The sequence below is a fragment of the Xanthomonas sp. DAR 80977 genome (assembly GCF_041240605.1).
GTDB classification, from domain to species: domain Bacteria; phylum Pseudomonadota; class Gammaproteobacteria; order Xanthomonadales; family Xanthomonadaceae; genus Xanthomonas_A; species Xanthomonas_A bundabergensis.
The window spans coordinates 2,877,375-2,902,053 of sequence record NZ_CP162487.1 but is presented as its reverse complement, the minus strand read 5'-3'; the positions used below and the strand labels follow the sequence as shown (position 1 = coordinate 2,902,053).

General features: G+C 68.1%; 13 protein-coding genes. All 13 read right to left on the bottom strand.

The genetic code is table 11. From position 1 onward, the window contains the following. Nucleotides 1-61: 61 nt before the first annotated feature. Entirely contained in the window at nucleotides 62-2,323 is a 2,262-nt protein-coding gene (locus AB3X10_RS12235; protein WP_369975288.1) for a methyl-accepting chemotaxis protein, read from the bottom strand. A 50-nt stretch (nucleotides 2,324-2,373) separates the two neighbouring features. Further along, nucleotides 2,374-2,940: an MCP four helix bundle domain-containing protein gene (locus tag AB3X10_RS12230; RefSeq protein WP_369975287.1), complete on the bottom strand. Its 567-nt coding sequence runs from the start codon at nucleotides 2,938-2,940 to the stop codon at nucleotides 2,374-2,376. A 163-nt stretch (nucleotides 2,941-3,103) separates the two neighbouring features. After that, complete coding sequence (locus AB3X10_RS12225) at nucleotides 3,104-5,359, bottom strand: methyl-accepting chemotaxis protein (protein ID WP_369975286.1); 2,256 nt, start codon at nucleotides 5,357-5,359, stop codon at nucleotides 3,104-3,106. Nucleotides 5,360-5,526: 167 nt separating this feature from the next. Continuing rightward, nucleotides 5,527-7,908 carry a methyl-accepting chemotaxis protein gene (locus AB3X10_RS12220; protein ID WP_369975284.1) on the bottom strand — a complete coding sequence of 794 codons (2,382 nt, stop codon included), beginning with the start codon at nucleotides 7,906-7,908 and terminating at the stop codon, nucleotides 5,527-5,529. A gap of 103 nt (nucleotides 7,909-8,011) precedes the next feature. Continuing rightward, entirely contained in the window at nucleotides 8,012-8,392 is a 381-nt protein-coding gene (locus AB3X10_RS12215; protein WP_145700032.1) for a hypothetical protein, read from the bottom strand. A gap of 200 nt (nucleotides 8,393-8,592) precedes the next feature. Further along, complete coding sequence (locus AB3X10_RS12210) at nucleotides 8,593-9,084, bottom strand: chemotaxis protein CheW (protein WP_145700030.1); 492 nt, start codon at nucleotides 9,082-9,084, stop codon at nucleotides 8,593-8,595. A 137-nt stretch (nucleotides 9,085-9,221) separates the two neighbouring features. Beyond that, nucleotides 9,222-10,004: a flagellar brake protein gene (locus tag AB3X10_RS12205; protein ID WP_369975283.1), complete on the bottom strand. Its 783-nt coding sequence runs from the start codon at nucleotides 10,002-10,004 to the stop codon at nucleotides 9,222-9,224. A gap of 58 nt (nucleotides 10,005-10,062) precedes the next feature. Next, nucleotides 10,063-12,768 carry a Cache 3/Cache 2 fusion domain-containing protein gene (locus AB3X10_RS12200; RefSeq protein ID WP_369975282.1) on the bottom strand — a complete coding sequence of 902 codons (2,706 nt, stop codon included), beginning with the start codon at nucleotides 12,766-12,768 and terminating at the stop codon, nucleotides 10,063-10,065. Between the two features lie 190 nt (nucleotides 12,769-12,958). After that, nucleotides 12,959-15,529 (bottom strand): methyl-accepting chemotaxis protein, encoded by a 2,571-nt coding sequence (locus AB3X10_RS12195; RefSeq protein WP_369975281.1) that lies wholly within the window; start codon nucleotides 15,527-15,529, stop codon nucleotides 12,959-12,961. Nucleotides 15,530-15,969: 440 nt separating this feature from the next. Further along, on the bottom strand, nucleotides 15,970-18,225 hold the full coding sequence (locus AB3X10_RS12190) for a methyl-accepting chemotaxis protein (protein WP_369975280.1): 2,256 nt from the start codon (nucleotides 18,223-18,225) through the stop codon (nucleotides 15,970-15,972). A gap of 658 nt (nucleotides 18,226-18,883) precedes the next feature. Beyond that, nucleotides 18,884-21,127 (bottom strand): methyl-accepting chemotaxis protein, encoded by a 2,244-nt coding sequence (locus AB3X10_RS12185; RefSeq protein WP_369975279.1) that lies wholly within the window; start codon nucleotides 21,125-21,127, stop codon nucleotides 18,884-18,886. A 267-nt stretch (nucleotides 21,128-21,394) separates the two neighbouring features. Continuing rightward, nucleotides 21,395-23,764 (bottom strand): methyl-accepting chemotaxis protein, encoded by a 2,370-nt coding sequence (locus tag AB3X10_RS12180; protein ID WP_369975278.1) that lies wholly within the window; start codon nucleotides 23,762-23,764, stop codon nucleotides 21,395-21,397. A 14-nt stretch (nucleotides 23,765-23,778) separates the two neighbouring features. Beyond that, on the bottom strand, nucleotides 23,779-24,543 hold the full coding sequence (locus AB3X10_RS12175) for a transporter (protein ID WP_369975277.1): 765 nt from the start codon (nucleotides 24,541-24,543) through the stop codon (nucleotides 23,779-23,781). Nucleotides 24,544-24,679: the final 136 nt, after the last annotated feature.

Below are 24,679 nucleotides of genomic sequence, written 5' to 3'. Positions count from 1 at the left end.
CGCCGGGTGAAATTGACGCCGGAAGGAGGCGTGGCCGCCGCCGCTGTCGCCGCCGCCGGGGTCAGAACTCCTGCCACTGGTCTTCGGCGGCGCTCGCACGCGGCGTGCCGGCCACGCTGCGGATGCGCGCCGGCGGACGCGGCGCGGACGCCACCGGCCGCGGCTTGGCCCGCACCGCAGGCACCGCCGCCGCGACGGCCACGGCCTGCGCCGTCGCCGCGCCGCCGTGCGTGTCCAGCTTGAACTCGGCGATGGTGGCGTTGAGCTGGCCGGCCTGCGCCTGCATCGTGCGCGCGGCGGCGGTGGCTTCTTCCACCAGCGCGGCGTTCTGCTGGGTGGCTTCGTCCATCTGGGTGACGGTCTGGTTGACCTGCTCGATGCCGGCCGACTGCTCCTGCGAGGCGGCGGAGATCTCGCCCATGATGTCGGTCACGCGCTGCACCGAGGACACGATCTCCTGCATGGTCTGGCCGGCACGATCGACCAGCGCCGAGCCCTCGGCGACGCGGCTCACCGAGTCGTCGATCAGATGCTTGATCTCCTTGGCCGCACCGGCCGAGCGCTGGGCGAGGGTGCGCACCTCGCTAGCGACCACCGCGAAGCCGCGGCCCTGTTCGCCGGCACGCGCGGCTTCCACCGCGGCGTTGAGCGCCAGGATATTGGTCTGGAAGGCGATGCCGTCGATGACGCTGATGATGTCGGCGATCTTCTTCGAGGAGGTCTCGATGCCGCTCATCGTGGCCACCACCTGGCCGACCACCTCGCCGCCCTGCGAGGCGACCGCGGCGGCACCGACCGCGAGCTGGTTGGCCTGGCGTGCGTGCTCGGCGTTCTGCTTGACCGTGGACGTCAGCTCTTCCATCGACGCGGCGGTTTCCTCGAGGCTGGCGGCCTGCTGTTCGGTGCGCCGCGACAGGTCGTCGTTGCCGGCGGCGATTTCCGAGGAGGCGACGTTGATGCTGGCCGCGGCGGTCTGGATGCGGCCGACGATGTCGGCCAGCTGCTCGGCGGTGGCGTTGGCGTCGTCGCGCATCCTGGCGAACACGCCATGGAAGTCGCCGTGCATGCGCACGCTCAGGTCGCCGGCGGCGATGGCCTGCAGCAGCTGCGACAGCTTGCCGAGGGTGTGGTCGCTGACTTCCATCATCGCGTTGAGGTTCTGCACCATCGTGCGGAAGTCGTACTGGAAGCGCTCGGCGTCGCCGCGGGCGCTGAAGTCGCCGGCGGCGGCGGCTTCGGCCAGCTGCTTGACCTGGTCGTTCATCGCGCTCAGGTTGGCCTTGGCGGTGTCCATCGCCTCGGTCAGCGCCGCCTTCTCGCCGGGCAGGCGTTCCATGTCGTCGGACAGGTCGCCGATCGCATAGCGCTGGATGATCTGCACCAGGCGCAACTTCACCGCTACGTGCGAGGCGACCAGGTCGTTGGTGGCCTTGACCATGTGCCCGTAGTCGCCGGGGAAGGCGGACTCGTCCATGCGGTAGCTGATCGTGCCCTGTTCGTGGCGTTGCGCCATCTGGTTCTGCGCGTCGATCACCTCGCGGATGCGGCCGCGCATGTCCAGCATGTCGCCCATCAGCTGGCCGACCTCGTCGCTGGAGCGGCTGCGCACCGCGCTGTCCAGGTCGCCGCGGGCGATGGCCTGCGACAGCTGCCGTGCCGCGTCGAGCTGCCGCGCGATGCCGCGCGAGATCAGCCAGCCGACGCTGGATGCGGCGCCGATGGTCAGCGCGAGCAGGCTCAGGATCAGCAGCTTGGTGCGCGACAGCTGCGCATTGATGGTGTCCATTTCCTGGTTCAGCTGGGCGACGTTGTACTCGGTCAGCGCCACGATCCGCTCGAACAGCTCGCGCCGCAGCGGCCGCGACTGCTTGTCGGAGATGGTCTGCGCGGTGGCGACGTCGCCGGCACGCAGCGCATCGCCCATCAGGGTGTTGGTGTGCAGGTAGGCATCCAGCTTTTCCTTGACCCCGGCGTACATCTGCGCCTGCTGTTTCCCCAGCATCACCTTCTCGATGATGGCCTGGTTCTTCGCCACTTCCGTGCGCACCTTCTGCATGCGCTTGAAATAGTCGGCCATCGCTTCCGGGTCGTTGGCGCGCGCGATCTGCGCCAGTTCGTAGGTGCGGAACTCGCCGAGCTGCGCGCGCACTTCCGCCAGCGCCTGCGTGGCCGGCACCCAGTCGACCTCGATGCGCTTGAGCTCGGCCATCGACATGGTGGTGCGCGAATAGGTGAACGCGCCCAGGATCACGGTCAGCAGCGTGGTCAGGGCGAACGCGAAGATCAGCTTGTCGCGGATTTTCAGTTGTTTGAAGAAGTTCATTGACGTGTCCGTGCAGCAGATTGGTCGAAGACGATGGCGTTGCGGCTGGGCTAGCGCGTGGCGTAGGCGGGGGCGTCGGGGTCGGCGAGCAGCGCGTGGCGGGCGTTGATGCGGCCCAGTTCCTCAAGGGCAAACAATGCCCGGCGCTGCGGCAGCGCCTGCTGCGTGGACAGCTGGCTGGCGCGATCGCGGTCGCCGGCATGCACCGCGGCGCCGATCTGCCGGTGCAGCTGCAGATAGGCATCCAGCTCGGCCTGGACGGTGGCGAAGCGGCGGCGTTCTTCGTCGCTCGGCGCGGTGGCGACGTACAGCGCCACCTGCTTGCGCGCGCCGCGCAGCGATTGCTCGATGCGCCGGTCGTAGTCGGCCACGTCCGCGGTATTGCCGGTCGCGGCGATCAGCGACAGCTGGTACAGGCGCAATTCCGCCAGCTGCGCGCGCAGTTCGCGCAAGGCCATGGCCGAGGGCGCCTGCCGGGTCTGCAACTGCAGCAGGTGCTCGCGCGACTCGTCGAGCGGGCGGGTGCTCAGCTGCGCTACCCCGATCGCCGCGGCGCAGCCGAGCATGCACAGCAGCGAAACGACCAGGGACGATTTCAGATCGGTATGGCGTGGCATCTCATGCTCCGGAAGCGGCGGCGATGGCGACACGGTGACTGCTTGCATTCACCTATCGTTAATCCAATATCGACTGTGACGCGTGCCGCTTGAGATCGCTTGCGTCCGGGGCCGAATGAACTGTGGTGCAAGTCGGCTTATCCGGCCGAATGCCGCGACGCGCTCAGAACTCCGCCCAGTCCGCCTCGGTCGCTGCCGCGCGCTTGGCCGCCGCCTGGCGCGGCGCCGGCTTGGCGACCGCCGGGCGCGACGGCGCACGCGAGGGCGCGACCGCCGCGGCGCGAACCGGCGCCGGCGCAGCGGTACCGCCCGCACCGTCGAGCCGGAACACCGCCGCGGCCTCGCTCAGCCTGCGTGCTTCTTCTTCCAGCGCCCGCGCCGATGCGCTGGCCTCCTCGACCAGGGCGGCGTTCTGCTGGGTGGCCTCGTCCATCTGGGTGACGGTCTGGTTGACCTGCTCGATGCCGGCGTACTGTTCCTGCGAGGCGGCGGAGATCTCGCCCATGATGTCGGTGACGCGCTGCACCGAGGACACGATCTCGCTCATGGTCTGGCCGGCGCGATCGACCAGGGCCGAGCCTTCGGCGACGCGGGTGACCGACTCGTCGATCAGGCCCTTGATCTCCTTGGCGGCGTTGGCCGAGCGCTGGGCGAGGGTGCGTACCTCGCTGGCGACGACGGCGAAGCCGCGGCCTTGCTCGCCGGCGCGCGCGGCTTCCACCGCGGCGTTGAGCGCCAGGATGTTGGTCTGGAAGGCGATGCCGTCGATGACCGAGATGATGTCGGCGATCTTCTTCGACGAGGTCTCGATCCCGCTCATGGTGGTGACCACCTTGCCGACCACCTCGCCACCCTGCGAGGCGACCGACGCGGCGCCGACCGCCAACTGGTTGGCCTGGCGCGCATGTTCGGCGTTCTGCTTGACCGTGGAGGTCAGCTCCTCCATCGAGGCGGCGGTCTCTTCCAGGCTGGCGGCCTGCTGTTCGGTGCGGCGCGACAGGTCGTCGTTGCCGGCGGCGATCTCGGTGGTCGCGGTATTGATGCTCAGCGCCGCGCTCTGGATGCGGCCGACGATGTCGGCCAGCTGCTCGGCGGTGGCGTTGGCGTCGTCGCGCATCCTGGCGAACACGCCATGGAACTCGCCGTGCATGCGTGCGCCCAGATCGCCGGCGGCGATGGCCTGCAGCAGGGTGGACAGCTGGCCCAGGTTGCGGTCGCTGACCTCCATCATCGCGTTGAGATCCTGCACCATCAGCCGGAAGTCGTGCTGGAAATGCGCCGCGTCGCCGCGGGCGCTGAAATCGCCAGCCGCGGCCGCGGCGGCCAGGCGCTTGATCTCGGTGTTGATCGCCAGCAGGCTGGCCTTGGCCGCGTCCATCGATTCGTGCAGCACCGCGCGGCTGCCGGGCAGGCGCCGCGCATCGCGGCGCAGGTCGCCGTTGGCGTATTCGTTGAGGATCTCGACCGCTTCGACGATCGCGTCCAGGTGCTCGAACATCATCGTGTTGATGCCGCTGGCCAGGTCGCCGTAGACGCCGGGAAAATCCTGCGGCATGCGGTGGGAGATGTCCTTGTCCGCATGCAGCAGCGCCATTTGCGCGGTCTCGCGCGAGAAGCGTTCCAGCATCTGGATCATCTCGCCGGTGGCGCGCAGCATCTGCCCGGTCTCGTCGCGTCCGGGGTTGTCGATGCGCACGCTGAGGTCGCCGCGGGAGACGGCGCGGATCGCCTGCAGCGTGCGCGACACCGGCACCAGCACCGAACTGCCGATCAGCCAGTTGATGCCGAAGGTGATCAGCACCAGCACGCCGCCGGCCACGGTCATCACGCCGGTGAACAGCAGCGCCTGCGCCTGCACGTCGTCCATGTACACGCCGGTGCCGATGACCCAGTTCCAGGGCTTGAACGGGGCGTTGTAGGACACCTTCTCGACCGGCTTCTCGCTGCCGGGCTTGGGCCACAGATAGTCCACATAGCCGCCGCCGGCCGCGGCCGCGGCGGCGAACTGGCGGAAGATCGGCTTGCCGTCGGCGCTCAGCACGCCGCCGATGTCCTTGCCGACCAGGTCGTGACGGGTCGGGTGCATCAGCATGGTCGGATGCATGTCGTGCACGTAGAAATAGTCCACGCCGTCGCGGGCGCGCATCGACTCGAGCGTGGCCAGCGCGGTGCGCTGCGCATCGGCCAGCGGCATCTGCCCGGTCTCGGCCTTGGCCGCATAGGCCTGCACCACGCCGAGCGCCAGTTCGATCTGGCTCTTCAGCGCCTGCTCGCGGGTATTGCGGATATCCACGTACTGCATCCGTGCGGCGATGATCGCCAACAGCACGATCCCTCCGCCCAGCAGCAGGGTCTGCCAGACGAACTTGCGACGCAGCGGCAGATCCGACAGGCGTGCGACGAGCGACGGATACGACATGGAGGTGCGCCTTCGAGTGATCTTGAAGCAAATAGCGGCGCGGTTGTGACAAAGTTGAGACATGCCTGGCGCAGGCCGGGGCTGCACGGCCTCAGCTCGCGGCAAAAAAAATCCCCGGCGCAGGGCCGGGGATCGGGGAGTGCCGGGAGGTGGCGAGCGCCGCCGCCTCAGAACTCCTGCCAGTCCGAGTCGGCCAGGGCCGGTTCGGACTTCTTGGCGCGGGCGGCCGGGGCCGGCTTGCTCGACGCCACCGCGACCGGCTTCTTCGCCACCGGCCGGATCGGGTGCACCTGCGCCTGCTTCGCCGCCGGTGCGTTGGCCAGCGATTGCTCGACGCGGAAGATCGAGACCGCCTCGGTCAACTGCCCGGCCTGCTCCTCCATCGAGCGTGCGGCGGCGGTGGCTTCTTCCACCAGCGCGGCGTTCTGCTGGGTGGTCTCGTCCATCTGGGTCACGGTCTGGTTGACCTGCTCGATGCCGGCCGACTGCTCCTGCGACGCCGCCGCGATCTCGCTCATGATGTCGGTGACGCGCTGCACCGAGGACACGATCTCGGTCATGGTCTGGCCGGCCTGGCGCACCAGCGCCGAGCCGTTGGCGACCTGGCCGACCGAGGCGTCGATCAGGCCCTTGATCTCCTTGGCGGCGTTGGCCGAGCGCTGGGCCAGCGTCCGCACTTCCGAGGCGACCACGGCGAAGCCGCGGCCCTGTTCGCCGGCGCGCGCCGCTTCCACCGCGGCGTTGAGCGCCAGGATGTTGGTCTGGAAGGCGATGCCGTCGATGACCGAGATGATGTCGGCGATCTTCTTCGAGGAGGTCTCGATGCCGCTCATCGTGGTGACCACCTGGCCGACCACCTCGCCGCCTTGCGAGGCGACTGCAGCCGCACCGACCGCGAGCTGGTTGGCCTGGCGTGCATGCTCGGCGTTCTGGCGTACGGTGGAGGTCAGTTCCTCCATCGAGGCGGCGGTCTCTTCCAGGTTCGCCGCCTGCTGCTCGGTGCGCCGCGACAGGTCGTCGTTGCCGGCGGCGATCTCGCCGGCGGCGGCGTTGATGCTCGACGCCGCGGTCTGGATGCGGCCGACGATGCCGGCGAGCTGCTCGGCGGTGGCATTGGCGTCGTCGCGCATGGTCGCGAACACGCCGTCGAACTCGCCGTGCATGCGCGCGGTCAGGTCGCCCTGCGACAGCGCGGTCAGCAGCTTGGAGACTTCGCCGATGCTGTCGCCGTTGGCCTGCAGCAGGCCGTTGAGCTGCTGCGCCAGCTGCAGGAAGAAGCCCTGCTTGCCGTCGGTGACCACGCGTCCGGACAGGTCGCCGGCAGCGGCGGCCTGCACGATCTTGGCCACTTCCTCTTCGACCTGGGCCTCGACGGTGCGGTCGCGCGATTCGCAGACGAAGCCGACATGGCTGCCGTGCGCGTCGCGGATGCTGGAGACGATCTGGGCGATACGGGCGTGGCCGTAGGCCATCTCGCGCTCGGCGACGCCCTGTTTCTCGATCGCCGCCACGGTGCGGCTGTCGATCTGGTTGCCGTACTCCAGCACCGACAGCGAGGAACCGACCAGCGGCATGCTCGAGTCGAACGCGGGGGCGACGCTGCGGATATGGTCGGCGTACTTGTCGACGATGCCCTGCATCGACGGGTTCGCGTAGACGATGGTGTAGTCCAGGTCGGCGATGTACATGCCGGTGGAGGAGTTGTCCAGCGCGGTGCGGATGCGCAGGTTCTCGGCCGCCACCGCCGCGTCGCGCTCGGTGCGCTCGCGCAGGTCCTGCTGCATGCGCTTGAGCGCCTGCATCAGTTCGCCGATCTCGTCCTTGCCGCTGGCGTCGATGTGTCCGTCGAGCTTGCCGGCGGCGACATCGTTGGCGATCTTGACCGCGCCGCGCACGTTGTTGGCCAGCATGCGCCCGAACAGCCAGGCCAGGCTCACGGCGCCGGCGATGCCGATCAGCAGGCAGACCAACAGGGTGGCCGAGGCCTTGCCGTAGGTGCTGTTGGCGTTTTCCGCGGCGACCTTGGCCTGGCGGTTGTTCTCGGCGATCAGGTCGACCACGTCGGCCACGACCTTGTTGTGCAGGGTGCGGGTTTCGCTGGTAAAGGTGTCGATCGCGTCGTCGTGCAGTTCCAGCTGCAGCATCTCGTCGACCGATTTGTAGGAGTCGCTGGCTTTTTTCCAGTCGGCGACGGTGCGTTTGTAGATCTCGCGTTCCTTTTCGCTGCCGATCATCGGCGGGTACTTGGCCAGGATCTCTTCCAGCTGTTTGGCCAGCGCGACCTTGCGCGCCTCCGACTCCTTCTTCAATGCATCGCTGCTGCGGATCAGGCTCTGGTAGGCCGCATTGCGGTATTCGCCGAGGATGCCGCGCATCTCGCCGCCGGTGCGCACGCTGGGCACCACCTGTTTGGAAACCCCGTCGGCCACGCCGTTGAGCGAGTGCAGGCCGTTGTAGGCCGCCAGCCCCTGGATCAACATGATGGCGAGCACGAGACCGAACGCCAGCATCAGCTTCGGCATCAATTTCAGATTCTTTATCCACTGCATGGACGCATTTCCCCTTGGTTCGACGACGGCGGCGAAGCACCAAAAAAAACAAAAGCGCCGCCATGCCGGAAGCGCGAGGGCTCCGGCGCGGCGGCGCTTCGTCTTACTTGATCGTGGCCAGCTTCAGGCTGGACGGCGCGCTGACCTGGATCTCGGCGCGCGAGCTGTCGCGTTCGATCTTGCCGATCACGCACACGTCCTTGCCTTCCAGGGTTTCCGGCGCGAAGCCGAACTTGCCGCGGTCGGCGCCGGCGATGCGCGCGGAGAAGGTGTGGCGCGGGAACATGCCGCCCATGTACAGGAAGGTCGGCTCGCCTTCGGAGTTCTGCGCGTACTTGGCCTTCTCGACCTTGCCGCAGACCATGCCGTCCTTGCCGACGAAGCGGGCCGCCATCTCCGGCGGGATCATCTGCTGCGACTGGGCGAAGGCGCTCGGGCTGGCGGCAAGCAGCAGGACCAGCAACAGGGGAAAGCTCGGCTTCATTGGGGGGAACTCCTTTAGGGGTGGGCGAATGGGTCGGCCCAGGTGCTGGATCGGGCCACCTATCAGCTATCGGCGTGGTAACGACGAACTTGACCGGCGCAAGTGATAAGCAGTTCGCATTTCCGAAAGAAAAAACCCGCCAATGAACGGCGGGTCGGGAATTGCGTGCGCAACCGCGGCGCGGCCGCGGCGCGAGCGGCTCAGGCGGCTTCGTCGACGTGCGCGTGCTGGCTCAGGTCGGCGCTGTCGAGCAGGGTCTCGATGTCCAGCAGGATCAGCATCTTGTCGTCCTGGGTGCCGATGCCGGAGATGAAGCGGGTGTCCACCGCGGCGCCGAACTCGGGCGTCGGCCGGATCTGGTCCTCGTTCAGCGGGATCACGTCGGAGACGCTGTCCACCACGATGCCGACCACGCGGTCCTCGACGTTGAGCACGATCATCACGGTGAAGGCGTCGTAGCGCGCTTCCTTCAGGCGCAGCTTCAGACGCAGGTCGATCACCGGCACGATGGTGCCGCGCAGGTTGATCACGCCCTTGATGTACTCCGGGGCGTCCGGGACCCGGGTGACCGAGTCGTAGCCACGGATTTCCTGCACCTTCAGGATATCGACGCCGTAATGCTCTTCGCCGAGGGTGAAGCTGAGGAATTCGCCGCCGGTGGCGCCGGAGGCAGAGGTGTTCTTGTCGTTCATCGTGTGCTCCTGGTGCGCACGGGATTGCGGAGGGATGGCGGGAAACGGGAAATGCGGCTCTTGCACTAGATCGGCGTGCGGTTGCGGAACTTTAGCGATCCGGCAGCCATGCCGGGCCGCATTCAGCTGGTCGTCGGCTAGGACAGCACCCCGCTCTTGCGCGCGCTGCGCTGGCGCTCGATGCGGAAGATGTAGCGCTGGATCGCCGCGTCGGCGCCGCGCGGCAGGTCGGCGAAGCGCAGCCCCACGCGCAGCGTGTCCTGGCCGTTGGCCAGCTTGTGCGGATACATGTTGCAGACCTGCAGGGTCAGCCTGATGGCATCGGCGTCGGGCAGCTGCAGCACGCAGCCCGGGTAGCTCTGCCGGTTCTCCGGTATCGCCTGGCCGGGCACCAGCGCCACCGCCACGCCGCCGGCGCTGATGTCGATGACCCGCAGCACCAGTTCGGTGGGTGGGCTGGCATCGTCCAGGCGCAGCACGCACATCGGCGATTCCGTGATCGGCGTCTCCAGCCGGAAATGCTCGCGGCGCTGCAGGTAGTACAGCGAATCGGGCAGCGGCGCGCGGAAGCCGGGAACGCCGTCGTTCTCGACCCGTTCCAGGCCGGCGATGCGGAAGCGCAGGCGCACCTTGTCCAACTGTGCGAAACACAACAGGTAGTCGGCCTGCTCGGCGGAGCGGTTGCAGGCCTCGTTGACGCTCAGGTCCAGCAGCAGGCTGTCCTCGTCCAGTTCCAGCAGCGCGGTCGAGAACGACTGGTCGCGGCCGCCCAGATGCGCGCTGACCTGCGAGCGTTGGTTGATCAGCGACTGCAGCAGCTGCCGGATCTGGCGCGGATTGGTCAGCAGGAAGCGGTCGTCCTGTTCCGTCGCCTCGTGCGCGGACGGTTCGTGGGAGTCGCTGGGAATGCCTTCGGCCATGTGTGGACAATAGGATGGTGGATGGGGCGGGGCGGCGTATTCCGCCCGTCCCACGATCCTATCGGCCGTGTTTGGCTTTTTTGTAGCCTGGATGCAAGGTGGCGACGTTGCTCCCGGCCGCGGCCGACGGGCGTTGGTCCAGGGTGAACGAGGCGACCGCACGCGCCAGCTCGCCGGCCTGGCTTTCCATCGAACGCGCGCTGGCGCTGGCCTCCTCGACCAGGGCGGCGTTCTGCTGGGTGGCCTCGTCCATCTGGGTGACGGTCTGGTTGACCTGCTCGATGCCGGCGTACTGCTCCTGCGAGGCCGAGGAGATCTCGCCCATGATGTCGGTGACGCGCTGCACCGAGGACACGATCTCCTGCATGGTGCGGCCGGCCTGGTCGACCAGCGCCGAGCCTGCGGCGACGCGGCCGACCGAGTCGTCGATCAGGCCCTTGATCTCCTTGGCGGCATTGGCCGAGCGCTGCGCGAGGGTGCGCACCTCGCTGGCGACCACGGCGAAGCCGCGGCCCTGTTCGCCGGCACGCGCGGCTTCCACCGCGGCGTTGAGCGCCAGGATGTTGGTCTGGAAGGCGATGCCGTCGATGACGCTGATGATGTCGGCGATCTTCTTCGACGAGGTCTCGATCCCGCTCATCGTGGCCACCACCTGGCCGACCACCTCGCCACCCTGGGTGGCCACGGCCGCGGCGCCGACCGCGAGCTGGTTGGCCTGGCGTGCGTGCTCGGCGTTCTGCTTCACGGTGGAGGTCAGCTCCTCCAGCGAGGCGGCGGTCTCTTCCAGGCTGGCGGCCTGCTGCTCGGTGCGGCGCGACAGGTCGTCGTTGCCGGCGGCGATCTCGCCCGCGGCGGTATTGATCGCATCCGAGGCGCCCTGGATCTGGCGCACGATGGTCGCCAGCTGTTCGGCGGTGGTGTTGGCGTGGTCCTTCATGCCGCCGTAGACGCCTTGCAGATCGGCGTCGATGCGGGTGGACAGGTCGCCTTCGGACAGCGCCTGCAGCATGTGCTGGATATGCGCCAGGCCGGAGCCGCTGGCCTCCAGCAAGGCATTGATCCGTTCGGCCAGCAGCAACAGGAAACCCTGCTTGTTGTCCAGGCGCACGCGGCCGCCGAGTTCGCCGGCGGCTGCGCTGCGCACGATCCCGGCGATTTCCTCTTCCACCGCCACTTCGTCGGTACGGTCGGCCCATTCGACGACGAAGCCGAGGCGGTTGCCGTCGCCGTCGATCACCGGATTGACGATCAGGCGCATGGTGTGGCCGCCGACGCGGATCTGCGCGCGGTAGGTGCCCTTCAGCTCGGCCAGCAGGCGCGCCTGGTGCTCGGGGTGGCGATGGAACACGTCGATGGTGTTGCCGATCAATGTCTGCACGTCGAACTGCGGCAGGTCGCGGCGCAGGTCGTCCTGCACGTCGCCGAGCATCCGCAGCAGCGGGCGGTTGACGTAGACGATGCGGCGATCGGCGTCGGCGATCATCACGTTGGTGCTGACATCGTCCAGCGCGGTGCGCACGCGCAGGTTCTCCGCGGCCACCACGCGTTCGGTACGCAGCCGTTCGCGCAGGTCGTCGCGCATGCGGCGCATGCCGTGCAGCAGCCGGCTCACGTCGTCGTGGCCGTCGCCGACATCGATATGCCCTTCCAGGCGCCCGGCGGCGACGTCGCCGACTACCTGCTCGACCACCGCCAGCGGGCGCGACACCATGCGCCGCGCCAGCACGAACACCAGCGCCGCGCAGCCGGCCAGCATCAGCGCGGAGAACACCAGGATGCTGCGCATCAAGGCGTGCAGCGGCGCTTCGATGGCGCTGCGCGGCTGTGCGCCGAGCAAGACCCATTTCCATGGCGCGTAGGCCTGCGCGGTGACCAGGAACGGCTCGGCCGGCGCGTCGGCGCCGGCGTCGCGCCGCAGGTGCAGTGTCGCGCTGGCTTGCTTGCCCTCGAGCAGCGCCTGCAGCAAGGGCTTGTCCGCGTCCACCACCAGCGCCTCGACGCTGTCGGCCTTCGACACCGGGTGCGTGAGCAGGCGCCCGCGCCGTGCCGGGTGCATGTCGACCGCGATGAAGTGGCCGTCTTCGCCGATGCGCGTGCTGCGCAGGCGCTCCTGCAGCGCGGCCAGGCCCTGGGTGTAGTTGCGGCCGACGAACAGCGCGCCGACCAGTTCGCCCTGCGCGTTGCGCAGCGGCTGGTAATGGGTCATGTAGTCGTTGCCGAACAGATGCGCCGGCCCAGTGTAGGCCTTGTCCTGCAGCAGCAGCGCATAGGCCGGATGCGCATGGTCCAGCACGGTGCCGACCACGCGCGCGCCGGACTGGTCGTGCAGCGAGGTCGCGATCCGGACCAGGTCGTCGCCCTGGCGCGCGAACACGGTCGCCACGCCGCCGCTGGCCGTGGCGAAGTGGTCCACCGAGGCGAAATCGAGGTTCAGCACGTGCTGGCCGAGGCGCAGCGTCGGCGTCTGTGCGTCGCCGATCTGCACGGTCTTGGCCGTGTCCAGTTGCGGCTCGCCGGCGGGCAGCATGCTGGCGAACATCTGTCCCATCCGATCGGTCTCTTCGCTCAGCACCCGGTCGTACATCGCCACCGACTGGGTCATCAGCGTGGTGGCCGACTCGATTTCCTTCTGCACCTGGGCGGCGTGGCTGGCGGCGGACTGGCGGTAGATGAGGGTGGCCAGCAGCACCAGCGCGGCGCTGACCGCGATGGTGAGCAAGGCCGACAGCTTGGTGCCGACCGACAGATGGCTGAATTTTTTCATGGAAACGCCTATGGAAGCGGAGCAGACGCGCGCATGTGAGCGGCGCGTGAATCCGTATCGGCGGTTTTCACTGAAAATTGACTGGACGCTTGGCGTTTTGTGACCTTTGTGCAGTGCAATACCTCATGTCTCAGGACATGGTGTTTGACATTGCGGGACAGGATTTTGGACAGGCCTGGCGGGCATTGGATCAGGACCCGCGCCGCTCGGTGCCCCTGGCCATCGCGGCCGGCATGGTGCGCACTGCAGTCAATGCTGCGGTTTTGCCGGCCAGGCGCAGCGATGCGCCAGGGTGCGTGTGGAGCGTGGAGGTCGCTGCGCTGTCGGGCAGCTTGAATGCCGCGACCGCGTCGGCCAGCTGTCCAGCCTGTTCCTCCATCGCGCGCGCCGCGGCGGTGGCTTCCTCGACCAGGGCGGCGTTCTGCTGGGTGGCCTGGTCCATCTGGGTGACGGTCTGGTTGACCTGCTCGATGCCGGCGTACTGTTCCTGCGAGGCGGCGGAGATCTCGCCCATGATGTCGGTGACGCGCTGCACCGAGGACACGATCTCGCTCATGGTCTGGCCGGCCTGATCGACCAGCGCCGAGCCTGCGGCGACGCGGCTCACCGAGTCGTCGATCAGATGCTTGATCTCCTTGGCCGCGCCGGCCGAACGCTGGGCGAGGGTGCGTACCTCGCTGGCGACGACGGCGAAGCCGCGACCCTGTTCCCCCGCACGCGCCGCTTCCACCGCGGCGTTGAGCGCCAGGATATTGGTCTGGAAGGCGATGCCGTCGATGACGCTGATGATGTCGGCGATCTTCTTCGACGAGGCCTCGATGCCGCTCATGGTGGTGACCACCTGGCCGACCACCTCGCCACCCTGCGAGGCGACCGCGGCCGCACCGGCCGCGAGCTGGTTGGCCTGGCGCGCATGTTCGGCGTTCTGCTTGACCGTGGACGTCAGCTCTTCCATCGACGCGGCGGTTTCCTCGAGACTGGCGGCCTGCTGTTCGGTGCGCCGCGACAGATCGTCGTTGCCGGTGGCGATTTCCGAGGCGGCGCTGTTGATGCTCGACGCCGCGGTCTGGATGCGGCCGACGATCGTAGCCAGTTGCTCGGCGGTGGCGTTGGCGTCGTCGCGCATGGCGGCGAACACGCCCTGGAACTCGCCGTGCATGCGCGCGGTCAGGTCGCCGGCGGCGATGGACTGCAGCAGCGCGGACAGGGATTGCAGGTTGCCGTCGGCGGTGGCCATCAGCTGGTTGAGATTGTCGACCATGGCGCGGAAGTCGTACTGGAAGCGCTGCGCGTCGCCGCGCACGCTGAAGTCGCCTGCCGCGGCGGCGGCGGCGAGTTGGCCGATCTCGCGGTTCATCGCGCCCAGGTTGCGCTTGACCGTATCCATGATCTCGTTCAGCACCGCCTTCTCGCCCGGCAGGGGTTCCAGGTCTTCGCTGAGGTCGCCGATCGCGTAGCGGCCCATCATCTGCGCCACGCGCATCTTCACCGCGATGTGCGCGGCGACCAGCGCATTGCTGTCGCGGACCATGCGCCCGTAGTCGCCGGGGAAGGCGGCTTCGTCCATGCGATAGCTGATCTGGCCGGCGTCGTGGCGTTGCGCCATCTCCACCTGTGCGGCCAGCACCTGCTGCAGTTGCTGTTGCATCTGCTGCATGTTGCCGAGCAGCTGGCCGCTTTCGTCATGGCTGGAAACCGCGATCGCCGTGTCCAGCTTGCCCTGCGCGATCTGCGCGGCGACGCCCGCGGCGCGGCGCACGTTGCGGGTCAGCGTCGACAGGGTATGCACGCACAAGGCCACGATCAGCAGCGTCAGCAGGCCCAGGCCGGCGATCGTCCACCACATCGCGCTGCGTGCGTCCGCCAGGTGCCGGGCCGATTGGCCCTGCAAGGCCTGCAGCGACACCGCGCTCAGCGCCTGCAGCGCATGGCCCCACTCGTCGAGCGCGCGGTTCCAGCGCTGGTCGGCGTCCGCTGCGCCGCTGTCCAGTGCGTTGGACAGTTGCGCCAATGCCTGGTCCGCACGACCCGCTTCGGCGGCGACTGCCGCGGCCAACGCCGGATCCGGTTGCTCGAGCAGGCCGACCGCTTTTTCCAGTTCATGGCGCAGCCGTGCATGGTCGCGTGCGACCTGCGCGATCTGTTCGCGCAGCACCGGCGCCTGCGCGCCAGCCTGCGACGGGTCCGTGGCCGCATCCAGGCGGGTCAGCGCCTGGCCGGTATCGGGGCCGTAGATCAGGCTGGCCACCACCAGGTGGTAGCTCTCGACATAGGGGGTGTAGACCAGTTGGCTGTCGTCGCGCATCGCATCCAGTGCGGCGGAGGCCCGGTCGGCGACCGTGGCGCTGTCGCCGCGTCCGTCCGCCAGGGCCTGGTGCAGGCGCGCCAAGGCCTTGTCGCTGCGCTCGAAGCCGGGCAGGGTGGCGACGGTGCGTTGCAGGTCGGCCAGGAAGTTGTCGGTGCGCCGCGCCGCGACGGCTGCGGCGGCGCCGGTTTCCACGCGTTCGGCCTGCAGCGCGCCAACCAGCGACAGCATCTGGCGCAGCGGCGCATAGCTGCGCAGTTCGTTGCGGCTGATGCCGACGCTTTCGTTGAGCTTGCCGCTGTAGAGCAGGACCGGGATCACCAGCCCAAGCAGGGCGAGGATGCCGATGATGCTCAGTTTCCTGGCGATGGCGAGATCGTGCCAGGCGCGCAGCGCTCGCTGCGGCCCGATGGGGGAGTGGGGGTGGCCGGCAGCGGCCTGGATGGACAATGGCATGGAAAGTCTCTGAACGTCGTCGGGGCAACAGGTCAGGCGGTGCGCGATTGCAGCGGCGCGGCATCGCCTGCCTGCGCATACGGAACAACCGCCGGCAGGGATGCAGGCAGTGGGCGATGCGATAGGGGATGCTTCATGGTGATGACTGCTTGCGCAAACGTCTGGGAGTCGATGCAGTAGCGGCGTGCCGGCTGGGTTGTTGAAGCGCGGCAGGCATGCGAGTCAGCCGGCGATCGAGTTTGTCGCGCGGCTGTGAGCGCCGGGTTACAGCGTCGCTGTGCCATGGCCTGCGGCGCGACGTTCGATCCGAAAGACGGGGGCCGATCCCGGGCCGATGCCGCTCCTGCCGGCGATCGGCGCGATCTGCATGGGCGGCCGGTGCAACGACGATCGCCATGCCGGAACCGGCATGGCGATCGTCGGCATTGCGTTGGCGGGACTTAGAACTCGTGCCAGCTGGTATCGGCAGCAGCAGCGCCGGCGCCGACCGCACGCTTGGGTGCGGCGTTGCGCACGGCGCGGGTCGCCGCCGACACCTGCGCCTTGACCACGGCGGCCACGGCCGGTGCGCTGACTGCCTGGCGCCGGCTGGCCGGCGCCGTCGTCGCGGGAGCGTCGTCGATCTTGAACACCGCGACGGTTTCGGTGAGCTGGCGCGCCTGGTCTTCCATCGCGCGTGCGGCGGCGGTGGCTTCTTCCACCAGGGCCGCATTCTGCTGGGTCGCCTCGTCCATCTGGGTAACGGTCTGGTTGACCTGCTCGATGCCGGCGTACTGCTCCTGCGAGGCGGCGGAGATCTCACCCATGATGTCGGTGACGCGCTGCACCGAGGACACGATCTCGCTCATGGTCTGGCCGGCCTGGCGCACCAGCGCCGAGCCGTTGGACACCTGGCCGACCGAGTCGTCGATCAGGCTCTTGATCTCCTTGGCGGCATTGGCCGAGCGCTGGGCGAGGGTGCGGACTTCCGAGGCGACGACGGCGAAGCCGCGGCCCTGTTCGCCGGCACGCGCCGCTTCCACCGCGGCGTTGAGTGCCAGGATGTTGGTCTGGAAGGCGATGCCGTCGATGACCGAGATGATGTCGGCGATCTTCTTCGACGAAGCTTCGATGCCGCTCATCGTGGTGACCACCTGGCCGACCACCTCGCCACCCTGCGAAGCGACAGCGGCGGCGCCGACCGCGAGCTGGTTGGCCTGGCGCGCGTGCTCGGCGTTCTGCTTGACCGTGGAGGTCAGTTCCTCCATCGACGCGGCGGTCTCTTCCAGGCTGGCGGCCTGCTGCTCGGTGCGGCGCGACAGGTCGTCGTTGCCGGTGGCGATCTCGCTGGACGCGCTGTTGATGCTCAGTGCGGCGGTCTGGATGCGGCCGACGATGCCGGCCAGCTGCTCGGAGGTGGCGTTGGCGTCGTCGCGCATCCTGGCGAACACGCCCTGGAACTCGCCGTGCATGCGCGCGGTCAGGTCGCCGGCGGCGATGGACTGCAACAGCGCGGACAGGGATTGCAGGTTGCCGTCGGCGGTGGCCATGAGCTGGTTGAGGCTGTCGACCATGGCGCGGAAGTCGTACTGGAAGCGTTCGGCATCGCCGCGCACGCTGAAGTCGCCGGCCGCCGCTGCGGAGGCCAGGTGGCTGATCTCGCGGTTCATCGCGCTCAGGTTCTGCTTGACCGTGTCCATGGTCTCGGTCAATACCGCCTTCTCGCCGGGCAGGCGGTCCATGTCCTCGTTGAAGTCGCCGATCGCATAGCGGCCCATGATCTGCGCCAGGCGCATCTTCACCGCGATGTGCGAGCCGGCCAGCTCGTTGCTGTCGTGCACCATGCGGCCGTATTGCCCGGGGAATGCCTTGGCATCCATGCGGTAGCTGATCTGGCCGGCGTCATGGCGCCGGGCCATCTCGGTCTGCGCCGCGAGCACCGCCTGCAACTGGCTCTGCATCTTGTCCATGCTGATCAGCAGGCGGCCGGTTTCGTCGCGCGACTTGGTATCGATGGCATTGTCGAGGTTGCCCGAGGCGATGGCATCGGCGACCGAGATGGCCTGGCCCATGCGCTTGACCAGCTGGCGGCGGATCACCAGGCCCATGCCCACGGCGACCAGCACCGCGATCAGGCTGCCGATCAGCACCGACCACTTGCCGCGGGCGCGCACCGCTTCCAGCTCGGCGCTGCGCTTGGCCAGCAGGCTGGTCTCTTCGTTGGCGAAATCGCCGAGCAGCTGACGGATCTTGCCCATGGCGGCGCGGTCGCGTCCCTCGCGGAACACCGCCAGCGCCTGTTCGGCACCGTTGGCCCCTTCGCGGACGCCGATGGTGTCCTTTTCCACGGCCAACAATTGCTGGTAGGCCTTGTCCACCTCGGCCAGGCGCGCCTGTTGCTTGGCATTGTCCACGGTCAGCTGCTTGGCGTCGGCATAGCCCTTTTCGAACGCGGCCTGGCCTTTCTCGAAGGGCTGCAGATGCTGCTTGTCGCCGGACAGCAGGTAGCCGCGCGTGCCGGTCTCGATGTTCAGCGCGTTCTCCTGCATCTCCTGGCCGGTCGCCAATACCTTGAACGTGTGCTCGTTGATCGCCATCGCGCTGTTCAATTTTGACTGGCTGCTCAGACTGATGCCGCCGACGATGAGCATGACCAGCACGACGGCGCCAAAGCCGATGGCCAGCTGCGTGGAGATAGTCAGATTCTTGGATTTCATTGTGTTCTACCGGGTCGGGTTAACGAACAATCAAGCTGTGAAGGTACGAGTCCGGCAGGGACAGCAGTCTGCTTGGCGCCGGAGCTCAGCAGACATGTCGCACACACATGAAGAATCCGCTGGCGCTGCCATCGGGGTCGCAGGCTGCAGCTGTGAGACGCCGAGCAGCGGCGACTTAGCAGATGGCAGCGAAAACTTTAGTAGTATTTTTTAGACAAATTCTCAGATTGAGACTTTTAGCGGCATTGGGTGGGGGGACTTTAGGCCGCGAGCCGAAAAATGTTCGGCTCAAGACGCCCATCTCAGAAACTTGAGGGCGTTCGGCAGTTTTTTTGAGGCGCGCATGAGAATGATTCCCATGCCTTGCGACGCGGCGGCTATGCGATGCCTGCCGGCGCTTCGGGCGCAGGCTTTTTCCTTGGCGCTTTGATCGCTACGACGAGTCGCCGAACCATTCGAGGATGCAGTGCGCGCGGCGGCTGTTCGCGTTGCGGAAATGGAAAAGCCCGAATGCACGACTCGGGCTTGCCGATCATTCGATGCCGGTGCGACTGTCGAAGCCGCGGCCGCTCGCAAGGCGGGCCAGGCCTCAGGCGCATGCTGTCGACCAGTCTGGGTTGCAGCCGCGATGCAATCACCCGCATCGCGGCCGCAGGACTCAGAACTCCTGCCAACTGGCGTCGCCGCCACCGCTGGCGGCGCGCTTGGGCGCATTGCGCACCGCACGCGTCGCGGCGGCCACCTGTGCCTTGACCACGGCGGCCACGTCCGGCGCGCTGACCGCGGGGCGGTGGCGTGCTGGCGCGGAGACGTCGTCGATCTTGAACACGGCCACCGCGGCGGTGAGTTGCCCGGCCTGGTCCTCCATCGAGCGCGCCGCCGCGGTGGCCTCCTCGACCAGCGCGGCGTTCTGCTGGGTGGCCTCGTCCATCTGGGTGACGGTCTGGTTGACCTGCTCGATGCCGGCGTACTGTTCCTGCGAGGCGGCGGAGATCTCGCCCATGATGTCGGTGACGCGCTGCACCGAGGACACGATGTCCTGCATGGTCCGACCCGCCCGGTCGACCAGCGACGAGCCTTCGGCGACGCGGGTCACCGAGTCGTCGATCAGGTGCTTGATCTCCTTGGCGGCATTGGCCGAGCGCTGGGCGAGGGTGCGCACCTCGCTGGCGACCACGGCGAAGCCGCGGCCCTGGTCGCCGGCGCGCGCCGCTTCCACCGCGGCGTTGAGCGCCAGGATATTGGTCTGGAAGGCGATGCCGTCGATGACCGAGATGATGTCGGCGATCTTCTTCGACGAGGCTTCGATGCCGCTCATGGTGGTCACCACCTGGCCGACCACCTCGCCGCCCTGGGTGGCGACGCCAGCCGCACCGACCGCCAGCTGATTGGCTTGCCGCGCGTGTTCGGCATTCTGCTTGACCGTGGAGGTCAGTTCCTCCATCGAGGCGGCGGTCTCTTCCAGGCTGGCGGCCTGCTGTTCGGTGCGCCGCGACAGATCGTCGTTGCCGGCGGCGATCTCGGTGGCGGCGGCATTGATGCTGACCGCGGCGGTCTGGATGCGGCCGACGATGCCGGTCAGCTGATCGGCGGTGGCGTTGGCATCGTCGCGCATCCGCGCGAACACGCCATGGAACTCGCCATGCATGCGCGCGGTCAGGTCGCCGGCGGCGATGGCCTGCAACAGCGCGGAGAGCTTGCCGAGGTTGCGGTCGCTGACCTCCATCATCGCGTTGAGTCCTTCCACCATCAGGCGGAAGTCGTGCTGGAAGTGCGCCGCGTCGCCGCGGGCGCTGAAATCGCCGGCCGCGGCCGCCGCGGCCAGGCGCTTGATCTCGGTGTTGATCGCCAGCAGGCTGGCCTTGGCCGCGTCCATCGATTCGTGCAGCACCGCGCGGCTGCCCGGCAGGCGCCGCGCATCGCGGCGCAGGTCGCCGTTGGCGTACTCGTTGAGCACCTCGATCGCATCGACGATCGCGTCCAGGTGCTCGAACATCATGGTGTTGATGCCCTTGCTGAGGTCGCCGTAGACGCCGGGGAAATCCAGCGGCATGCGGTGGCTGATGTCCTTGTCGGCGTGCAGCTCGATCATCAGCGTGGTCTCGCTGGAGAAGCGCCGCAGCTGGGTCTGCATCTTGTCCATCGCATTGAGCAGGCGGCCGGGTTCGTCGCGCGCATCGGTGCGCACGTCGTTGTCCAGGCGCCCGTCGGCGATGGCCTCGGCGGCGCGGGTGGCGCGGTTCAGCGGCCGGGTCAGGCTGCGGGTGATCGCCCAGGCCAACAGGCTGCTGACCACCAGCACTGCGATGCCGCCGATGGTCAGCAGCAGCTTGCCGCGATTCATCGCCTGGAGCGCCGCCGCATATGCCGCCTTGGTCTGTTGCTCCTGCAGGGTCACGTTCTCGCGGATCGCGGCCTGCCACGCCAGCGTGGCGGGGCGTGCCTTCTCGCTCAGGACCGCTTGCGCTTCGGCGTTGCGATTGGCGCCGGCCAGCGCCATCACCTGGTCGTTCATGCCGCGAGCGACTTCGCGGCGCCGATCGATTTCCGCCAGCAGCTTCAGCCCGGCCGTCGAGACCGGCAGGCCGTCCAGTCGCTTGCGCAGATCGCTGTAGCGTTGCCGTTGCTGCTTGACCGTGGCGATGGCCTCGGCGTTGAGTTGCTCCGATGTCACCATCGTATAGGTGCCGAGCGCGATCAGGATGGACGAGTTGGCGTCGAGCATGCCATTGCCGATGCGCATCTTCTCCACGTTCACATTGACGATGCTGTCCAGTTCCTTGCGCGCACTGGACATGGCGATCAGGCCGGCGGCGACCAGCACGCCGGAAAGCAGGATCAGCAGGCCGAAGGCGCCGGCGAGGCGGCGTCCGACGTTGTAGCGTTGCAGAAACGAATTCATGGCTGACCTCGTTGATTGCCGGAGATTGGCTGTAACGGTTGCGTCGGCAACGCCCCTGCATAGGGCCGATGTCGAACGCGAAACCTGTAACGGCGAAGCGTGGCGACAAGCAAATGGAGCAATGATTCGTCTGTGCTGCTGTTCTGTGCTGCTGTATCGCTGGACAACCTCGATGCCGCCGCCTGAATGCACTATCGGCACCGACCCTGCGTTGGCGCATGGCAATTTGGTTGTAGGTCGATTCCCGACCTTGCGCGATTGTTTTCCTTACACTCGGGAAGTCTGCCAATGCGCATCGTTCGCATCGGCGATGACGGGGGCGTACGCCTGGGAAGCGGCATGCCGTGCGGGCGCCGAACCGGCACCATGGCGCGTCGCAACCGCGGAAAGCGCAGAGGCCGATGCGGTCGCCTTGCGGGGACCGTCCTGTTCCAGCCGGAAGATCGAGACCGCGCCGCTCAGTTGCTCGGACTGCTCTTCCATCGAGCGCGCGGCGGCGGTGGCCTCCTCGACCAGCGCGGCGTTCTGCTGGGTGGCTTCGTCCATCTGGGTGACGGTCTGGTTGACCTGCTCGATGCCGGCCGACTGCTCCTGCGAGGCGGCGGAGATCTCGCCCATGATGTCGGTCACGCGCTGCACCGAGGACACGATCTCCTGCATGGTGCGGCCGGCGCGGTCGACCAGGGCCGAGCCTTCGGCGACGCGGGTGACCGAGTCGTCGATCAGGCCCTTGATCTCCTTGGCGGCGTTGGCCGAGCGCTGGGCCAGCGTCCGCACTTCGCTGGCGACCACGGCGAAGCCGCGGCCCTGTTCGCCGGCACGCGCCGCTTCCACCGCGGCGTTGAGCGCCAGGATGTTGGTCTGGAAGGCGATGCCGTCGATGACGCTGATGATGTCGGCGATCTTCTTCGACGAGGTCTCGATGCCGCTCATCGTGCTCACCACCTGGCTCACGATCTCGCCGCCCTGCGAGGCGACCGAGGCGGCGCCGACCGCCAGCTGGTTGGCCTGGCGCGCATGTTCGGCGTTCTGCTTCACGGTGGAGGTCAGTTCCTCCATCGAGGCGGCGGTTTCCTCGAGGCTGGCGGCCTGCTGTTCGGTGCGGCGCGACAGGTCGTCGTTGCCGGCGGCGATCTCGGTGGCGGCGGTATGGATGTTGCCGGCGGCCTGCTGGATGCGGCCGACGATGCCGGCCAGCCGCTCGGCGGTGGCGTTGGCGTCGTCGCGCATGTCGGCGAACACGCCGTGGAACTCGCCGTGCATGCGTGCGCTCAGGTCGCCGTCGGCCAGCGCGCTGAGCAGCCGCGACACTTCGGCGATGCTGACCGCGTTGGCGTCGAGCAGGCCGTTGAGCTGCTGCGCCAGCAGCAGGAAGAAGCCCTGTTTGCCGTCGCTGTCGATGCGCTTGGACAGGTCGCCGGCGGCGGCGCTGCGCACCACCTCGGCCACGTCCACCTCGACCTTGGCCTCGGCGGTGCGGTCGCGCCATTCGCAGACGAAACCGACGTGCGCACCGGCCTCGTTGCGGATCGCGGACACCTCCTGGGCGATGCAGGCCTCGCGGTACCGCACCTCGCGCTGGGCGATGCCTCGGCGGTCGAGTTGCTGGTAGATCTCCGCGTCCTGCGAGTTGCCGACTTCCAGCAGCGACACCGGCTGGCCGAGCAGCGGGCTGGAGCGCTCGAAGGCCGGCGCGCAGGCATGGATGTCGTCGGCGTAGGTATGCAGCAGTTTCTGCAGCGCGTTGTTGGCGTAGACGATGGTCAGGTCGGGGTCGGCGATGTACATGCCGGTCGAGGCGTTGTCCAGCGCGGTGCGGATGCGCAGGTTCTCGGCGGCGACGCTGCGCTCGCGCTCGATCCGCTCGCGCAGTTCGCGCTGCATCCGCGCCAGGGCCGCCATCAGGCTGTGCGCGTGCTTGGCGGCGACCGGGATCGGCTGGTCCAGGCGTCCTTCGGCGATGTGCTGGGCGGCGGCCATCGCCACGCGCGGCTCGCCGCCGAGCAGGCGCGACACCGAGCGCAGGATCCAGCCGGCGGCCAGTCCCAGGCACAGCACCGCCAGCACCACGGCGCCGGCCTGCTGCCAGGTGACGCGGCGGCTGTACTGCTCGGCGGCGCTGCGGCTGGCCTGGTTCAGCGCCAGGATGCGCTCGCTGATCGAGCCCATCCGCGTCTCCAGCTGTTCGAACTTTTCGGTGAAGTCGGCGTAGGCGGCGGCGCTGTCCGCATGCGCCTCGACCACGGTCATGACCTGGTTCGCGGCGGCGATGTAGGCCTGCAGCGCGGGAGCGACCGCCTCCAGTTCCTTGCGCAATGCCGGATCCAGCGGCAGCTTGCGGTTGTCGGCCAGCGACTGGCGGAACTCCGCGGCGTGCTCGTCGAGCGAGGCGTGCGCGGCCTTGATCCCGGCCTCGTCCTGGCGCGAGGCGGCCAGCAACGCGGTGGTGACGTCGCCGCGCAGGGCGTCGTGCATCATGTCCGCCTGCATGTGGTTGCGCAGCGCATCGGACGAGGTGACCTGTGCGGCGACCGCGCCGAGCAATCCCTGCTGCGCGCCGTAACCGACGCCGCCCAGCGCGAGCAACGCGAGCAGCGCCACCAGCACCAGGATTGCGAGCATGTGCGTGATTTTCATGGGTGTCGCCTAGGTCAGAAGCGGAAGGACAAGCCCGCGCCGAGCGCGTGATCCGGCGAGCGGTCGTTGAGGCCGTAGCTGTAGACGGCATCCAGCTGCACGTTGTCGCTCAGCAGCCAGGCCGAGCCGACATCGAGCAGGGCGACGGTGCCGCCATCGTCGCTGCTGGCGATCTGCGGCAGCGCCACCTCGACGAACGAGCGGCTGCGCTCGGTCCAGGCCTTGCCGAGCACCACGCCGAAGATGCCGGCCGCATAGCGGTGGCCGCTCTCGTCCTCGTCCCAGATCACGCCGGGCATCGCCCCGAGGGAAAGGCTGTCGCTGAGTTCCCATTCGGCGACCAGGCGGAACGATGGCCGCGCGCCGTGCCCGCGCACGTCGCGGCCGCCGCTGGGCAGGTCCACGTGCAGCAGCCAGGCCAGCGAGGCGCCGCCGTCGTCGGAACTGGCCAGATGATGTTTGATCCCCAGCGAGATATCGCTGAAGCCGAGCGCGTCGGCATCGGCGGGCGCATCCAGATGCTGCCAGCCGTCGGTTTCCAGGCGCAGTTCCCAGGTCTCGCCGAGGCCGTAGCGGAACAGGGTCGGCGTGGTGTAGCCGTTGACGTCGCCGTCGCGCTCCCAGGCGACGCTGGTCTCCACCTGCAGCCGGCGGTCGCCGACGGTGAGGCTGGATTCGACGAAGTCGGGGCGATCGGTGGCGATCGTCTCCTCTTCGGCGCGCGCAAGGCTGGCGATGCCGAACAAGGTCAGGCAGCTGGCAAGAACGATAGGCTTCATGGCAATCCCCGTGACGGTCAATCTTGAAACGCAGGTGCTTCGCGATGCTGTCCGCCGATTTGCCGCACGGTCCGCTTCGACCTGCGGTTGCGCTTCCGTGACGCAGCTAGCACAATCGGTCTCCAGGCTAACGGCA

Excerpts from the sequence above, each read along its gene's own strand:
- AB3X10_RS12235 (WP_369975288.1), bottom strand. The coding sequence starts at position 2,323 with ATGAACTTCTTCAAACAACTGAAAATCCGCGACAAGCTGATCTTCGCG.
- AB3X10_RS12210 (WP_145700030.1), bottom strand. The coding sequence starts at position 9,084 with ATGAACGACAAGAACACCTCTGCCTCCGGCGCCACCGGCGGCGAATTC.
- AB3X10_RS12175 (WP_369975277.1), bottom strand. The coding sequence starts at position 24,543 with ATGAAGCCTATCGTTCTTGCCAGCTGCCTGACCTTGTTCGGCATCGCC.
- AB3X10_RS12195 (WP_369975281.1), bottom strand. The coding sequence starts at position 15,529 with ATGCCATTGTCCATCCAGGCCGCTGCCGGCCACCCCCACTCCCCCATC.
- AB3X10_RS12180 (WP_369975278.1), bottom strand. The coding sequence starts at position 23,764 with ATGAAAATCACGCACATGCTCGCAATCCTGGTGCTGGTGGCGCTGCTC.
- AB3X10_RS12185 (WP_369975279.1), bottom strand. The coding sequence starts at position 21,127 with ATGAATTCGTTTCTGCAACGCTACAACGTCGGACGCCGCCTCGCCGGC.
- AB3X10_RS12200 (WP_369975282.1), bottom strand. The coding sequence starts at position 12,768 with ATGAAAAAATTCAGCCATCTGTCGGTCGGCACCAAGCTGTCGGCCTTG.
- AB3X10_RS12215 (WP_145700032.1), bottom strand. The coding sequence starts at position 8,392 with ATGAAGCCGAGCTTTCCCCTGTTGCTGGTCCTGCTGCTTGCCGCCAGC.
- AB3X10_RS12225 (WP_369975286.1), bottom strand. The coding sequence starts at position 5,359 with ATGTCGTATCCGTCGCTCGTCGCACGCCTGTCGGATCTGCCGCTGCGT.
- AB3X10_RS12205 (WP_369975283.1), bottom strand. The coding sequence starts at position 10,004 with ATGGCCGAAGGCATTCCCAGCGACTCCCACGAACCGTCCGCGCACGAG.
- AB3X10_RS12230 (WP_369975287.1), bottom strand. The coding sequence starts at position 2,940 with ATGCCACGCCATACCGATCTGAAATCGTCCCTGGTCGTTTCGCTGCTG.
- AB3X10_RS12190 (WP_369975280.1), bottom strand. The coding sequence starts at position 18,225 with ATGAAATCCAAGAATCTGACTATCTCCACGCAGCTGGCCATCGGCTTT.
- AB3X10_RS12220 (WP_369975284.1), bottom strand. The coding sequence starts at position 7,908 with ATGCAGTGGATAAAGAATCTGAAATTGATGCCGAAGCTGATGCTGGCG.